The organism is Paenibacillus sp. LS1 (assembly GCF_026013365.1).
Classification (GTDB): domain Bacteria; phylum Bacillota; class Bacilli; order Paenibacillales; family Paenibacillaceae; genus Paenibacillus.
The window spans coordinates 1007462-1022209 of record NZ_JAPDOE010000001.1 but is presented as its reverse complement, the minus strand read 5'-3'; the positions used below and the strand labels follow the sequence as shown (position 1 = coordinate 1022209).

The 14748-nt window shown below is 46.1% G+C and carries 14 protein-coding genes; 9 read left to right on the top strand and 5 right to left on the bottom strand.

The window, feature by feature from the left end:
- Positions 1-25: 25 nt before the first annotated feature.
- The 5 genes from parE (at position 26) to OM416_RS04265 (ending at position 7379) form a co-directional block, all read left to right on the top strand.
- Positions 26-2005, top strand: a complete 1980-nt coding sequence (gene parE, locus OM416_RS04285) for a DNA topoisomerase IV subunit B (protein ID WP_264927327.1) — start codon at positions 26-28, stop codon at positions 2003-2005.
- Positions 2006-2017: 12 nt separating this feature from the next.
- The gene (gyrA, locus tag OM416_RS04280) at positions 2018-4480 is read left to right on the top strand and encodes a DNA gyrase subunit A (RefSeq protein WP_264927325.1); all 2463 of its coding nucleotides are present in this window, start codon (positions 2018-2020) and stop codon (positions 4478-4480) included.
- A 228-nt stretch (positions 4481-4708) separates the two neighbouring features.
- Positions 4709-5149, top strand: a complete 441-nt coding sequence (locus OM416_RS04275) for a MarR family winged helix-turn-helix transcriptional regulator (RefSeq protein WP_062835119.1) — start codon at positions 4709-4711, stop codon at positions 5147-5149.
- Between the two features lie 275 nt (positions 5150-5424).
- Complete coding sequence (locus OM416_RS04270) at positions 5425-5871, top strand: MarR family winged helix-turn-helix transcriptional regulator (protein ID WP_062835118.1); 447 nt, start codon at positions 5425-5427, stop codon at positions 5869-5871.
- Positions 5868-7379, top strand: a complete 1512-nt coding sequence (locus OM416_RS04265; protein WP_264927321.1) for a DHA2 family efflux MFS transporter permease subunit — start codon at positions 5868-5870, stop codon at positions 7377-7379. The genes OM416_RS04270 and OM416_RS04265 overlap by 4 nt, the downstream gene beginning before the upstream one ends.
- 103 nt (positions 7380-7482) lie before the next feature.
- Here the strand turns inward: OM416_RS04265 and OM416_RS04260 are convergent, their stop codons facing one another.
- From OM416_RS04260 to OM416_RS04250, 3 genes are all read right to left on the bottom strand, one after another.
- Positions 7483-7827, bottom strand: a complete 345-nt coding sequence (locus OM416_RS04260) for an MGMT family protein (RefSeq protein ID WP_264928806.1) — start codon at positions 7825-7827, stop codon at positions 7483-7485.
- A gap of 179 nt (positions 7828-8006) precedes the next feature.
- Entirely contained in the window at positions 8007-8729 is a 723-nt protein-coding gene (locus OM416_RS04255) for an RluA family pseudouridine synthase (protein ID WP_264927319.1), read from the bottom strand.
- Positions 8730-8731: 2 nt separating this feature from the next.
- Complete coding sequence (locus tag OM416_RS04250) at positions 8732-9595, bottom strand: class I SAM-dependent methyltransferase (RefSeq protein ID WP_062835114.1); 864 nt, start codon at positions 9593-9595, stop codon at positions 8732-8734.
- Between the two features lie 292 nt (positions 9596-9887).
- Between OM416_RS04250 and OM416_RS04245 the strand changes: the two genes are divergently transcribed.
- The 3 genes from OM416_RS04245 to OM416_RS04235 are packed head-to-tail and all read left to right on the top strand — an operon-like array spanning position 9888 to position 11770.
- Entirely contained in the window at positions 9888-10340 is a 453-nt protein-coding gene (locus OM416_RS04245) for a flavodoxin (RefSeq protein ID WP_264927316.1), read from the top strand.
- 5 nt (positions 10341-10345) lie between these two features.
- On the top strand, positions 10346-11152 hold the full coding sequence (locus OM416_RS04240; RefSeq protein WP_264927314.1) for a hypothetical protein: 807 nt from the start codon (positions 10346-10348) through the stop codon (positions 11150-11152).
- 51 nt (positions 11153-11203) lie between these two features.
- Positions 11204-11770: a nitroreductase family protein gene (locus OM416_RS04235; RefSeq protein WP_264927312.1), complete on the top strand. Its 567-nt coding sequence runs from the start codon at positions 11204-11206 to the stop codon at positions 11768-11770.
- Positions 11771-11790: 20 nt separating this feature from the next.
- Here OM416_RS04235 and OM416_RS04230 read toward each other — a convergent pair whose 3' ends face one another.
- Positions 11791-13248 (bottom strand): 4-hydroxyphenylacetate 3-hydroxylase N-terminal domain-containing protein, encoded by a 1458-nt coding sequence (locus OM416_RS04230; protein ID WP_264927310.1) that lies wholly within the window; start codon positions 13246-13248, stop codon positions 11791-11793.
- Positions 13249-13450: 202 nt separating this feature from the next.
- On the bottom strand, positions 13451-13606 hold the full coding sequence (locus OM416_RS04225) for a DUF1540 domain-containing protein (protein WP_264927308.1): 156 nt from the start codon (positions 13604-13606) through the stop codon (positions 13451-13453).
- Between the two features lie 306 nt (positions 13607-13912).
- Here OM416_RS04225 and OM416_RS04220 point away from each other — a divergent pair, with 306 nt between their 5' ends.
- Complete coding sequence (locus OM416_RS04220) at positions 13913-14725, top strand: AAA family ATPase (protein WP_264927306.1); 813 nt, start codon at positions 13913-13915, stop codon at positions 14723-14725.
- Positions 14726-14748 lie beyond the last annotated feature (23 nt).

Genomic DNA, 14748 nt, shown 5'->3' with positions numbered 1-14748 from the left:
TGCAAGTTAAGAAGGGGGAGCATGAATGGTCGAGCAAATCGATATGTCGGCAGGTTCGACAGGCGGAGGACAGGGGTCTTCAGGCTACGACGCGGACGACATTCAAGTACTTGAAGGGTTGGTAGCGGTACGGAAACGGCCGGGGATGTACATCGGCAGCACCAGCACTTCAGGTCTACATCATTTGGTATGGGAAATAGTGGACAACGCTGTCGACGAACATCTCGCCAAATTCTGCTCCAAAATCGATATCACGCTGCATAAGGACGGTTCTATTACGGTTCAGGATAACGGAAGGGGAATTCCGACAGGTATACATAAAACAGGGATTCCTACTCCCCAGGTCGTGTTTACGATTTTGCACGCAGGCGGAAAGTTCGGTGGATCAGGATACAAAAAATCCGGCGGTTTGCACGGTGTAGGTGCGTCAGTTACAAACGCATTGTCCGAATGGCTTGAAGTCGAAATTTTCCGTGATGGCAAGATTCATCGTCAGCGATTCGAGTATTGGCAGGACAAAAAAGGGATTGAACATGTCGGAGAACCGGTGTCGGGTCTCGAAGTATTGGGCAATACCAACCGGACAGGTACGAAAGTTACATTTAAACCGGATATTCGTGTGTTCCAGAGCGGCATTCAATTTAATTATGATACACTGGCAGAACGTCTTCAGGAGATTGCTTTTCTGAATTCAGGTCTGAGAATTGTGCTCAAGGACGAACGTTCAGGTAATCAAGATGAATATATGTATGAAGGCGGAGCAAGCCAGTTTGTTGCTTTTCTTAACGAAAATAAAGACGTGCTGCATGATGTCATTCACTTCTATGCGGAGAAGGATGACATTGAAGTTGAAGTGGCGATCCAGTATAACGCAGGTTATACCGAAACGCTGGCTTCGTTCGTGAACTCGATCCCTACTCGGGGTGGCGGTACTCATGAGACCGGATTCAGGGCTGCGTACACTCGTGTAATGAATGACTACGCACGGCGTACCAGCATGATTAAGGAAAAAGATAAAAACCTCGAAGGCAATGATTTGCGTGAAGGTATGATGGCCGTCATCAGTGTCAAAATGTCAGAGGTTGAGTTCGTAGGTCAGACGAAGGATCAGCTCGGTAGCGCTTCCGCACGAAGTGCAGTAGATTCGGTCGTGTCCGAGAATATTCAAAGGTTCCTGGAAGAAAACCCGCAGGTAGCGCAGACGTTAATTCGTAAAGCGGTTCAAGCCTCCAGAGCCAGAGAAGCAGCCCGCAAAGCACGTGATGATATGCGTACAGGCAAGAAACGAAGCGAAAGTTCCAACCTGAACGGCAAGCTCACGCCGGCGCAATCGAAGGATTTTACCCGCAATGAGTTATTTATTGTCGAAGGTGATTCCGCAGGTGGTTCTGCCAAACAGGGACGCGACTCGAAGATTCAGGCTATTTTGCCCCTCAAGGGAAAACCGCTCAATCCGGAAAAATCGAAGCTGGCTGATATTCTCAAAAATGAAGAATACCGTGCGATCACAGCGGCGATCGGGGCGGGCATTGGAACCGAATTTGCAGTTGAAGACAGCAATTATTCCAAAATTATCATTATGACCGATGCCGATACGGACGGCGCACATATTCAGGTGCTGTTGTTAACCTTCTTTTATCGTTATATGAAGCCATTAATTGACGCAGGCAAAGTATATATAGCTCAGCCACCATTGTACAAACTTACTCGTAAGTCTGGTAAGCTTGCGAGCGTTCGATATGCATGGACGGATGAAGAACTGGCGAATTATATGAAGGAATTCGGTAATAATGTTGAGCTTCAACGTTATAAAGGGCTTGGTGAGATGAATCCGGATCAACTATGGGAGACAACGATGAATCCGGAAACTCGTGCGATGCTGAAGGTACAGATTGTTGATGCAGCAAAAGCAGAACGTCGTGTATCTACGCTCATGGGTGATAAGGTTGATCCGCGTAAACGCTGGATTGTAGAGAACGTCGACTTTACAGAGTACGAAGAATAGAAGGTGCTTGGAATGAGTCCATCAGAACAATTTATGCCGGCCTTTCTCGAAGAGGTCGTAGGGGACCGTTTCGGTCGCTACTCCAAATATATTATTCAGGATCGAGCCATTCCCGACGTACGGGATGGGTTGAAGCCAGTACAACGGCGTATTCTGTACGCTATGTACGATTCAGGTAATACGCCTGACAAGACTTACCGCAAGTCTGCCAAAACCGTTGGGGACGTAATGGGTAATTATCATCCTCACGGTGACTCCTCTATCTATGAGGGTATGGTGCGGATGGCACAGCCATGGAAAATGGGCCATATGCTCGTGGACGGTCATGGTAACTGGGGATCACAGGATGATGACCCGGCAGCGGCGATGCGGTATACGGAGGCCCGTTTGTCGCCCATCGCGATGGAGATGCTTCGCGATATCGAGAAACGGACCGTTCTGTTTAAGGATAACTTTGATAATACGGCCAAAGAACCGGTTGTATTGCCATCCCGTTATCCGAACTTGCTGGTGAATGGCGTCAGCGGAATTTCCTCTGGGTTTGCAACGGAGATTCCTCCGCACAATTTGCGTGAAGTCATTGATGCTTCCATCGCTGTAATGGAAAAACCGTCCATTGAGCTTGACGAGATCATGATGTTCATGAAAGGTCCTGACTTTCCGACAGGCGGATTGATTATGGGCGGCGACGGCATTCTGGATGCCTATCGCACAGGTAAAGGACGGATCTATATCCGGTCCAAAACCGAGATTGAAAACATGCGTGGTGGCAAACAGCAAATCGTTATTACCGAGATCCCTTATCAGGTCGTGAAGTCTCGTCTGGTTACAGCGATGGAGAACATTCGACTTGAGAAGAAGGTTGAAGGTATTGCTGAAGTGCGTGATGAGAGTGGACGTGAAGGTCTGCGAATCGTGGTTGAGCTGAAAAAAGAAGCGGATGCACAAGGCATTTTGGCTTATTTGCTGAAGAAAACCGACCTGCAAGTCACCTATAACTTCAATATGGTTGCGATTGTGAATAAAGCACCTCACCAATTAGGATTGAAATCGATCCTGGAGGCTTACATTGCCCATCAGCGGGAAGTTGTGACATTCCGTACCCGGTTTGAGCTGGAGAAGGCGCAAGACCGTGCGCATGTACTCGAGGGCCTGGTAAAAGCACTTAACATCCTTGACGAGGTCATTGCAGCGATCAAAGCATCGAAAAACCGTCAGGATGCCCAAAATAACCTGATGTGGATGTTTGGATTCACAGAACGCCAAGCGGATTCCATCCTTACTTTGCAATTGTACCGTTTGACGAATCTCGAGATCAATTCTCTGGAAAAGGAACTCGGTGAACTGATGAAAAAGATTGCGCAATTACAATCCATTCTGGATAGTGATCGCAAGCTCATCGGAGTTATCCGCAAAGAATTGATGGAGATTCGTGAGAAATACGGCATAGACCGTCGTTCTGCGATCCAGGGTGAAGTAGAAGAACTCAAAGTTAATCTCGAAGTACTTGTGAATGCGGAAGATGTATTTGTTACGTTATCCAAAGAGGGATACGTGAAACGTACAGGCATGCAGTCCTTTACACGTTCTGGTGGTGAACGGAGCGGAAGTGGTGTGAAAGACGGCGATTATATCGCTCAGGTTCTGGAAGTGAATACGCTTGAGAATCTGCTTGTCTTTACGAGGAAAGGTCAGTATTTCCTGTTACCTGTTCACCAGGTACCTGAATTCAAGTGGAAAGACCCGGGCACAGCAATTGTGAACGTGATTCCACTTGCGAAAGATGACCGTATTGCAAGTGTTCTTGCTGTGAAATCCTTTGAAGAGCCGAATCACAGTCTGGTCTTCGTCACGCGGAGAGGACAGGTGAAACGTACGGAGCTGAAGGATTACGTTACCAAGCGTTCCGGTGCAGTTGCGGCTTGTAAAGTAGGCAAGGATGATGAGGTGCTATCTGTACATCTAAGTACAGGTGGTCAAGATATTATGCTGATTACGAAAGAAGCCATGGCGATTCGTTTCCGAGAGGATGAAGTCAATCCAATGGGTCGTGTGTCTGGTGGTGTTCGTGGTATTCAGTTAAGAGATACAGATGAAGTTGTATCGGCTTTATGGGTAGAAGGAGATGAAGGTGAAGTTGCCGTGTTGTCCGATCTGGGATATGGTAAACGATCATTACTTCTGGATTACGCTATACAGAGCCGTGGAGGCAAGGGGCTTGCCACATTCGAGTTTAAGGAAGGCAAACGCGTTAAACCGAATGGTAGCCGCATTGTTGGCGCGTTTTATTGTAAAGAGCAACGTAATATCACGGTAATGACCAAGGAAGGCCAAGTGGCTCCGATATCATCGGAAGGTGTTCCGATCACCGAGCGCAAACATATTGGCAAGCTGCTCGTTCATGTGGACAAACAGGACGAGATCGTTGAACTTCTAAGGGACTTTAATGAGAATCAACCAGCATCATCTTCATAAAAGTTAGTAAACGAGACTTTTCGCAGAGCAGCTAATCCTGTCATGCGAAGAGTCTTTTTTTGTTGTTCAAAGGCGGATTAGAAGAGGGCATTCATGCGAAGTTTAACAACCTTCGTCGATTACGGTCGATCGCTAGGAAATTGAAAAAAGTCAGCAGGAATGCGGCTTTGGAGCGCGAAAACTTAAGCAGGTGAAGTGATAACCGGTTGCAGAGAGGAGCGATGTAAGATGTATAATTCCGATTTTGCCAAGTGCTGGTCCAGACTAACCAAAGATTATAAATTGCACATGGATCAAGAGCTGGCACCCTCATTGACGGAGGCTCAGCTGGCTGTTCTGGAGGTGCTTGAGGATCATCAGAAGATGAAACCTTCAGATCTGATTCCTTTTCTGGCGACGACGCCAGCTGCCGTAACGATGCTGCTCGATCGCATGGAGAAGAATGATCTGATTCGCAGGAATCGGGATAATCAGGATCGACGCATTGTGTGGGTATCTCTATCCGACAAAGGGAGAATGGAGACAGAGCGTGGCATCACCATCCGCAATGAATTCATGAATTCCGTTCTCAGTAACATTTCGATGCACAATCAACAACTGTTGGTATATCTGTTAGGCAAAATGACAACGCCCAAGACCAAAGAGCCTGCATTATCGACTTCGGTATGATACCATGTTGATTTTTCTGAACAACCACAGGTGTGCCTGCTCGTTTCATGCAGGAGTCCTGTGGTTATTTTATTTGAAAAATACATATGATACAGACTGTGTCCAAGTTAGTTGATTAAAGGCATGAATATATGTCATTTAGTATGTCCTAATATTATTTTGATGAAATCATATGTAAAGAGTTGACTATGTAAATATTTTTGTTATAATAAGTAATTGTTCCCCTGATATTTCGTGTACGAAATATTATATTCCAAAAGTAAAAGGGTGAAACAATGACTGATACGTATGAAGTATTCTATATTATCAATTCGTTCCGCCAAGTGAATCAAATGCTTTTTCGAGCATTTTGGAATGAAAACAAAGAGATCGAGCTGACTTCGATCCAGTTTATGGTGTTATCCATCCTGAGGGAGCGTCCTTCCATCGGCATCAACGAAGTGGCTGAGCTATGCCATATGGGCAGCAGTTCCATGAGTGCTGTTGTGGAGCGGTTGGTCAAGGGCGAGTATATCGTTCGGACACGTTCAGATGCTGATCGCCGATCCGTTAAACTTCAAATCACGGATAAAGGAGAACAGGCCCAGCAGGAAACGCACCATTTGTGGATGGAAAGAGTGTCACCCATTCTGGATATTTCGAAGGAAGACCTTGAGCACCTACTTAGAATTCATAGTCAAATGATTGAAAAGTTACAAGGAAGAGAGATGAACAACATATGAGTACGACTACTGCTGCAGCTCCATCCTCTGCGATGGACAACATCAAGAAAGGTCCAATTGTAGCGGCATTGTTAATTGGTGCCTTTGTGGCATTCCTGAACCAAACCCTGATGAACGTAGCGCTTCCTAAAATCATGGAAGACCTCGCTATCAATGCTAACAAAGCCCAATGGCTAACTACGGGTTATATGCTCGTCAACGGTGTACTGATTCCGGTTACGGCATATCTGATTGCGAAATTCTCAACACGTCAAATTTTTATTACAGCCATGACTCTCTTTACCATAGGGACGTTAGTCTGTGGTCTTAGTCCAACCTTCACCATTCTGATGGTAGGTCGTGTCATTCAGGCTGCTGGTGCAGGTATTCTGATGCCTCTTATGACCGTTGTATTCCTGACCATCTTCCCGATTGAGAAACGCGGTCAGGCCATGGGAACCATGGGGATTGCGATGATTCTGGCTCCTGCGATTGGGCCTACACTTTCAGGTTATGTGGTTGAGCATTATTCCTGGAGATTGTTGTTCTACATCATCTTGCCATTCTCTATTATTGCAACGGCAATTGGTATTGCTTTTGTCAAAAATGTAACACGTCAGTCCAGACCTAAACTGGATTACCCAGGTGTTATTTTATCTACACTTGGTTTTGGTAGTTTGCTCTACGGATTCAGTGATGCGGGTACCGATGGATGGGGCAGTGCAATTGTCATTGGATGCCTGGTTGTAGGTGCGATATCCCTGATTCTGTTCGTTATTCGTCAGCTGACAACAGATCATCCGCTCCTCGAGTTCCGTATCTTTAAGTACAATATGTATACATTAACAACGATCATCAATATGCTCGTGACGATGGCAATGTTTGCAGGGATGATCCTGCTTCCTATTTTCCTGCAAAACATTCGTGGATTCTCACCGATTGAATCAGGGCTTCTGATGATGCCGGGTGCGATATTGATGGGGATTATGTCCCCAATTACAGGTCGCATATTTGATAAAGTGGGCGCACGCTGGCTTTCGGTTGCAGGTCTTGCCATTACGGCAATTACAACTTTTGGACTGAGTCGCTTGGCAATAGATACTACTTATGGTTACATGATGTTCATCTACACGGCTCGTATGTTCGGTATGTCGATGCTGATGATGCCGATCCAGACAGCAGGTCTGAATCAACTGCCTCAGCGTCTGAACGCGCATGGTACAGCGATGTCCAATACATTGCGTACTGTTGCTGGTGCGATCGGTACAGCCATTCTCGTGACCATCATGAGCAGTAAGCTCAAAACACATCTGGCTGATGCAGTGGCTGCGGGTCAGGTTAATCCGAATGATAAGACAGCGATGTTAGCTGCTACGGCAGATGCAACGATTTACGGTGTAAACTATGCATTCATCGTTGCTACAGGAATGACCGTGGTTGCTTTGATCATGGCATTCTTTATCCGTAAAACGAAACCAGCTATTGAACCTGGTACTGTAGAACAGGAAAAAGTGACGGCAACAGCATAACGAATATCGGATAAATAAAAAAAGAGAACTCTAGCAGTTGAAATGGGGGAGCCCATAACCGCTGGAGTTTTCTTTTTTTGTGCGCGATACGAGGGGAGACGTCTTATTCGGACTGGGCCGATGGATCGAAAAGAAATACAGGATCGGGCTCATGTCCGAACTGTTTGAGGTTTATGGTTCCGTTCAGTTGAAACTCGACACCCTCGCTAATCAGTTCTGTTTCCTGCATCATGCGCGAGTGTTCGTCCGGTATGGAGATTTCGCCTTTTGCATTAACGACACGGTGCCAGGGCAGACGTTCCTTGCGGCTCATCGAGTGCAGGATTCGTACGACTTGTCTCGCGGCTCTTGGACTTCCGGCGTGGGCTGCAATCTGACCGTAAGTCATCACTTTACCTTCAGGAATCGCCGCAATGATCGCAATGACTTGTTTGGTAAATGGGGTCATCATGATGTCTCCTCTCTATAGCTTAGGTATGTAGCTGAAAATATTAAAAAACGTGTCGTTCAGATACAGGATCTGAACGACACGTGATATGGACAGATGTGACCTGATCCTGTGCACTTATAGAGGTTGTTCAAAAAAACTACTGAAAACCAGTCTGTTTGAACACGTACTTATAGAAGTTATTCAAAAGCTTTTTGGTACACAGCAGCTGGCCATTCTGCCCAAGGAAATTCTCTTTCAGGCAAAGATTGCAAAATAACTTCTTCCTTGGTAACCGGATGAGGAAAAGCTGCAATCACAGACCACAGAGCAATTTGTTGTCCGGGTTTATTGACGCCTGCACCGTATTTCTGATCTCCGTAGAGAGGACAGCCGATTTCTTTCATTTGCACCCGAATCTGATGAGATCTGCCGGTGTGCAGTTCGATATGAACGAGGCTATATCGGTCTGTCTCCCCAATAACTCTGTAATCCAGAACGGCATCCTTACCGCCAGCTGTACCCTTAGGCACAACCGTAACGATATTCGTGCGTGCATCTTTCAGCAGCGTGTGCTTTAACGTTCCCTGCTGTGCAGGCAACTTGCCATGAACAACAGCCGCATATATTTTACGGAAATGACGTCCCCTTACAGTCTCGGACAATCTCGAAGCTGCTTTGGATGTTTTGGCGAAGATCATTGCCCCTCCAACAGGACGGTCAAGTCGGTGCACTAACCCGAGATAGACATTACCGGGTTTGTTATATCGCTCTTTCAGATCCTGCTTCAGCAATGTAAGCAAATCCGGATCGCCTGATGCATCTTCCTGAGTAGGTACATTGACAGGCTTCGTAATACCTAATAAATGGTTGTCTTCGAACAAAATCGGAATCGCATCGTGACCATGCCGATGTTCTGACATGATTAGGACTCCCAACGGCCCAGAATACCACAAGGCAGATCAAGACCACTGCGTGTGATCGGCAGACCAATTTCACCTGCAGTAATTTGACCACCGTACTGGGAAGACATCGTCATGGTCAGCATATTGCGCAGAACCGTGGAGGAGATGCCTGTGGTATAGGAGTTAACCAGCATGAATAATGGATTATCCGACAAAATCGTCATACATGACTTCAGGAAAGGATAAAGGTTCTCTTCCAGCTTCCATGTCTCTCCATTCGGACCGCGGCCATAAGAAGGAGGGTCCATAATAATAGCGTCATAACGATTTCCGCGCCGTTGTTCCCGTTGTACGAATTTGAATACATCATCTGTAATAAAACGAACAGGGCGATCAGCCAGTCCGGATAATTGAACATTTTCCTTGGCCCATTGAACCATGCCTTTAGCTGCATCCACGTGTACTACAGAAGCGCCTGCATAAGCAGCGGCTACCGTTGCTCCGCCTGTATATGCAAACAGGTTCAAGACAGAAATAGGGCGTCCTGCATTGGAGATTTTATCCATCATCCAGCTCCAGTTAGCCGCTTGTTCAGGGAACAGGCCGGTATGTTTGAAGCTGGTCGGTTTAATATGGAATTTCAAGTTTTCGTATCCGATTGTCCAGCGCTCGGGAATGGGCTTTTTCATATCCCAGTTACCGCCACCGGAGGAGCTACGATGGTAGTGGCCATGCGCCTGACGCCATTCATTCGTTTCTTGCTCAAGGGGCCAGATGATCTGAGGATCGGGTCTGCGCAAAATGACATCTCCCCAACGCTCCAGTTTCTCGCCGCCTCCTGTATCGATTACTTCATAGTCCTTCCAATTCTTAGCTACGTACATAATGATTTATCCATCCTTCAAAAGTCATTTGGATACTATTGTACAACAAAAAAGGGCTTGGACGCCAGTTGGGAACGGGGGGATTGAAGGAAGCAAACGAATCTGTCCTGAAAGGAGTAAGTATTTTAGCTGTGTTGAAATTCAATGTGCACCATATACTGAAAAACAAAGATAACCAAAAATTTAATTTGACAATGATAATCATTATCACATATGATTTTGTTAATTCAAAATTCATTCTTTCTTCAGAGAGAGAATATAACATGATCAAACTAAAGTGAGGGAAAAATAGATGGCTAAATTGTTAGTGGCTTATGCGAGTATGACGGGAAATACAGAAGAAATTGCAGAACTGATTGTGGAAGGAATTTCACAGGGAGGCCACGAGGCAGACCTGAAATCCGTAACGGATTGTAATGCAGCTGATGTATTGGACTATGACGGATTCATGATCGGCGTCTACACTTGGGGAGACGGGGAGTTGCCAGATGAATTCCTGGATTTCTATGAGGAGCTGGATGAGCTTGATCTGAGTGGAAAGAGAGCTGCGGTGTTCGGTAGTGGTGACACCTCGTATGAGCAGTTCTGCGGTGCAGTTGATCTCGCGGCTGCCAAGCTGCAAGAGCGTGGGGCGGAGGTATCTCCAGAGATGTTAAAGATTGAATACAGTCCGCTTGAGCAGGAGAAGGATACATGCCGTGACTTTGGCAAACGTTTCGCTGCTGCCGGATTACAGGTGTCCTAAAGGTCATGTTAAGACATAATGTTCAGGCAGCGATGCCGGTCGGAAGGAATGACCTTCCTGGACGTCTGCTTGAAGATTACAGATTGGAAGAGATGCTGCGCAGCCCACACCGATTCATCCGCCCTGAACCGGTGTCTGAGCAACGTTCTCCTCTGCAATGGAGGCACCGTGTACAGTATGCGGTCAGCCATGCGGTCAATGCCTTTTACAGTCTCGACCCCGATGTTCGAAAAGAGGTACCCATACAGTATTTACTTGAGAAGTGGTGGCCCAAGAAGACAACTGGTTTCGAATCTGTCCTCCATTACTGGGATGTGAAGAACAAGATTACGGATGAATTGTCGCTCGCTATTGCAATGAACGATGATCTGAAGCATCCAGCCATTCTTTTTGAACAGTGGAGAACGGAGTTACCTTCATTATCCATGCATTTATCGATGATATTTCAGGCGGCCTGGCAACCAGAAGGCTGGGATTCGCTGCTTGTTCAGAAATATATGGTTGTCCATGATCCGAACGTGGTTGAGGCATTTCAGCATATGGTCAGTGCTTTCTGCTGGGAAGCCTTCGGTAAATTACCGGGTATGATCGAGATTTATTGCCTGCTGGAAGGTCGCAAGATCAGATACATCCCTGGACGCCAGTCGCTGGTACGTTCCATGGACTATATTCGCTTGATACGTGATAGCATGCCACAAGCAGAAGTGGTGGAGTCGGAGCGGTTTACAACGCGTGATAAAGCACGGATACACGAAGAGGTAGATCGCTGGAGAACAGAAGCTGCCGAACCGAAGAAAACATGGTTGATGTGAAGATGGTCGAAGGATAACCATATATCATGCAGATAGAGGAGGGGAGTTCCCATGTCTACCGGTCTAAGTCAAGATATAAGCAGTGGCAAAAGACGTACAGGAGCTTGCGAATTCAGTCCGTTGCCCGTACCACAGTCGGTTATACGAAAGCTGCTTGATGAAGCAGATCCTTCATTATATGTACTGAGTTCAGAACCCTGGCGGTTTATGTTGTTCGCAGGCGAAGGACGTCAACTTTATCTGGAAGCGGTCAGACAGAGCTATCCACCCCATCTGGCCGATTTCTACGGCGACTGGGCTACATATCAATACACGGAAGCCATCCCTGCCCATCTGGTTGTCGTGGCGCCTACCAATGCCCGTGAGGATGATCTTCTACCCGCCAAAGCCTGGAGCAAACGCTTTACTATTCTGGCTGCGGAACAGGGCTTGAATGCCGTCTGGAAGATCAATGATTATCAACAACATCCTGTGTTTATGAATTTGATGGGCTTGAATAGTGAAGAGAAGGTGCTCGGGGTATTTCATATCGGTTACGGAGACCAGCCTGCTATGCGGGATATGGATGCAAGCAGACCAGCCTCTGAACTGATGACGGTCTATGACCATCTGGTTTAAAAAATGATCTGTTAGTTCTCTTATTTGTTGGTGTTAGTCAGAAAATCACGAACGAGCTGACGATTCGTCTGATCCTTGTTGCAGGCGGAGAACAATCGATTCGATACCGTAATGGTATTGCCAAAAAAGAATCGTTCGAATTGGGTCTGTCTGCCCCCGAATGATCCCGCCCCAAGTTCCCAGATCAGGCGGAACAGCGCGTTGCGTTCGTGAGAAGTCATATCGTTTCCTTTAAGATATATATTCAGTGAAGGAGCGATATTGGATTGAAACTCTTCTTCCTGAGGCACCATAATCACCCCGCTTGAACCCAAGAGTTGCAGGATTTCAATCATCTCAGGATAAAGTTTTGGAAAAAGGAGATTGGCTGCCATCAATGGTTTGGGTGCAGGTAACACAAATCCGCGTCCATCAGGGATGGCACCTGCTTCCGCAGCCAAGGCCAACGCTTTTAACGATTCAAGACCCGCGAATACACGTGCTGTTTTTTCTATAACATGTGTCTCCGTATTCAGATCTAGGGTATCCGTGAGAAGCTGGAGTGTACCAAGAATAAATTCCGTCTTCGCAATATAACGACACAATACCTGATGACCGGCATGAATATGAAAATGACTGCCACTGAAGAGACGGGAGGACATCTCCTCACTTCCTGCAAAAAATATTCGTTCATGCGGAACGAGCACCCGGTCAAAGATGACGATATTATCCATTTCTTCATATCTGGAACTTAGGGGATAGTTGGCATGAGATTCGGCTGCGTAGGTATCCCTGCATACCAGACTGATTCCTGGCAGATCATTCGGGACAGCAAAGGAAAATGCAAATGGGTTCTCATCATCAAATGGGGCAGGAGAAGGTGAAGGATAGACAAAAATCTCATCCGAAGTTGCAGCTTGGGTAGCCATCATGAATGCACCGCTAATAATGAGACCTTCCTCAGTGCGATCTACGACCTTCGCGGCAATAGCATCCTCAGTAGCATCCATTTGACCCGATATTTTGCTGGCATGTGGCTGAATGAAAGCATGGGATAGTGTGATATCATGGTCACGGCAGTACGCATAATAATTCTTGAGATTTTCTGCATATTGGGGAGATAATTCGTTCAGGAGATCCGCACCTGTGTAAAAGGCCATAATGGCTGTATTCATGTAATCGGGTGAGCGACCAAGAAAACCATGATGCACATTCGCCCAGATATTCATCCCTTCCCGGCGTTTACGGAGGTCGTCGACACTGGTTGGAGGCAGGAAGGATATGCCCACAGGTTTACCGTCTGCCGGCGAGGCATACGTCATCGTTCCCGCAAATTGAGGATCAGATTGCAGATCATACATGTATTTCTGAGTCTCCATCAAGCCAGAAAATGCAACATGTTCAGAGCGTTTTCCAGTAATAAGCTTACCTTTGTACCAGCAGGGGACGGACTGGGCATTAATTCGTTCAAGATACTGTGCGCCGCTTTTAACAGGCATTGTTATTCACCTCTTGGTTCTAATCGTTCATAGGCAGACTGACTTCTTACGTAGTGTACGTAGGCAATCTGTCCAATGTGCATTAAAGAGGTGAGCAGGATTTTTGCAGATTGGGGCTTGATAATAATTATCATTCTTGTTACAATAGACAAAGAAAAAAGGAACCGGTAAGGGCTCCTTTAAGTGGATCATATGCAATTTCTTATTTCACTTCAAAAGTTTTGCAGTCTGTTTCAGCAGACTGACGAACTCCATCTTTGGAAGTGTGGCTCACGATGTAGATCGAAGAAGCGCTACATTTGTTTTCTTGAGCCCAGTGACGACAGGAATTAACTTCACACAATACGTCTTTTGCCATGATTGTTAACCTCACTTTAATTGGATTACATTCGTTGGTATAAAGAATCCGGATATAGCAAGTTGCCGCTTGCGAATCTGGAAAAATTTGTTGCTCTCATGAAATTTAGAGGGCTTTTTTGCGTTATACACAACGATGCATACTTAGAATAGCAAATTTTTTTGATGCTTGCAACCAAATGCCACCTTCTGTGGCAAAATAGTGGACGCGCTGTGGTTATCTTTGCAAAAAGGCAGCAGTATGTTATTATTTAATAGTAATAATTACGATTAAACCGAAAGCGTAAATGAAGGAGCATGTGTATACATGAGCAAAATAAATCATATGAATCGGATTCCCCGCGCGAAAGGAATCGATATGGCTGCTTTTTACACACCGAAAGAGTGCAGACGTAAAGCCCAGCATATTGTATTTTCGGCTGAAAATGAACGGATTATTAATGAGTTTATCACCATTCTGGGCATGAAAGAGAAATTCAGAGAGCATGATGTATCGATCCCCAACAAAATGGTCATGTTCGGACCTCCGGGCACGGGAAAAACATTAACGGCATCACATCTGGCGGAGCGCCTGGATCTACCTTTGGTTCTCGTGAGATTAGATGCGATCATTCATAGCCATCTTGGGGAGACAGGGAGTAACGTACGGAAGTTATTCGAATATGCACGAATGAATCCCTGTGTGTTATTTCTGGATGAATTTGATGCCATAGGGCGTACGCGTGAGAGTAATGATGAAGTGAAAGAGATGGCACGTGTCGTCAATACGTTGTTGCAATGTCTGGACGAATTCGATGGGGACAGTATTCTCGTGGCTGCGACGAATCTGGAAACCCAACTGGATCACGCCATATGGCGGCGTTTTGATACCAAGATGACCTATGGTATGCCTGATGATGCAAGTCGCAGATTGTATATCAGCAAGTTGGTGGGGGCATTTGAACAGGAGAGCAGGTTGGAGGATTACATATGTGAACGCTTGGCAGGATGCAGTTATGCAGATGTAGAGCAGATTGTTCTGAAAGCAAAGCGGAAAGCGATCATTGCCAGCAGTGCACTTCATAAGGAATTGGTCTCGGATGCTTACGAGGAATACAGGCCACGTGTATTAGAGTACTAACAACAACGAAATAGCCCAGTCTC

Bases quoted from the DNA above. Each gene is read 5' to 3' on its own strand.
- OM416_RS04275 (WP_062835119.1), top strand. From the start codon at position 4,709: ATGTATAATTCCGATTTTGCCAAGTGCTGGTCCAGACTAACCAAAGAT.
- gyrA (WP_264927325.1), top strand. From the start codon at position 2,018: ATGAGTCCATCAGAACAATTTATGCCGGCCTTTCTCGAAGAGGTCGTA.
- OM416_RS04240 (WP_264927314.1), top strand. From the start codon at position 10,346: ATGTTAAGACATAATGTTCAGGCAGCGATGCCGGTCGGAAGGAATGAC.
- OM416_RS04260 (WP_264928806.1), bottom strand. From the start codon at position 7,827: ATGACCCCATTTACCAAACAAGTCATTGCGATCATTGCGGCGATTCCT.
- OM416_RS04270 (WP_062835118.1), top strand. From the start codon at position 5,425: ATGACTGATACGTATGAAGTATTCTATATTATCAATTCGTTCCGCCAA.
- parE (WP_264927327.1), top strand. From the start codon at position 26: ATGGTCGAGCAAATCGATATGTCGGCAGGTTCGACAGGCGGAGGACAG.
- OM416_RS04250 (WP_062835114.1), bottom strand. From the start codon at position 9,595: ATGTACGTAGCTAAGAATTGGAAGGACTATGAAGTAATCGATACAGGA.
- OM416_RS04235 (WP_264927312.1), top strand. From the start codon at position 11,204: ATGTCTACCGGTCTAAGTCAAGATATAAGCAGTGGCAAAAGACGTACA.
- OM416_RS04220 (WP_264927306.1), top strand. From the start codon at position 13,913: ATGAGCAAAATAAATCATATGAATCGGATTCCCCGCGCGAAAGGAATC.
- OM416_RS04225 (WP_264927308.1), bottom strand. From the start codon at position 13,606: ATGGCAAAAGACGTATTGTGTGAAGTTAATTCCTGTCGTCACTGGGCT.
- OM416_RS04255 (WP_264927319.1), bottom strand. From the start codon at position 8,729: ATGTCAGAACATCGGCATGGTCACGATGCGATTCCGATTTTGTTCGAA.
- OM416_RS04245 (WP_264927316.1), top strand. From the start codon at position 9,888: ATGGCTAAATTGTTAGTGGCTTATGCGAGTATGACGGGAAATACAGAA.
- OM416_RS04265 (WP_264927321.1), top strand. From the start codon at position 5,868: ATGAGTACGACTACTGCTGCAGCTCCATCCTCTGCGATGGACAACATC.
- OM416_RS04230 (WP_264927310.1), bottom strand. From the start codon at position 13,248: ATGCCTGTTAAAAGCGGCGCACAGTATCTTGAACGAATTAATGCCCAG.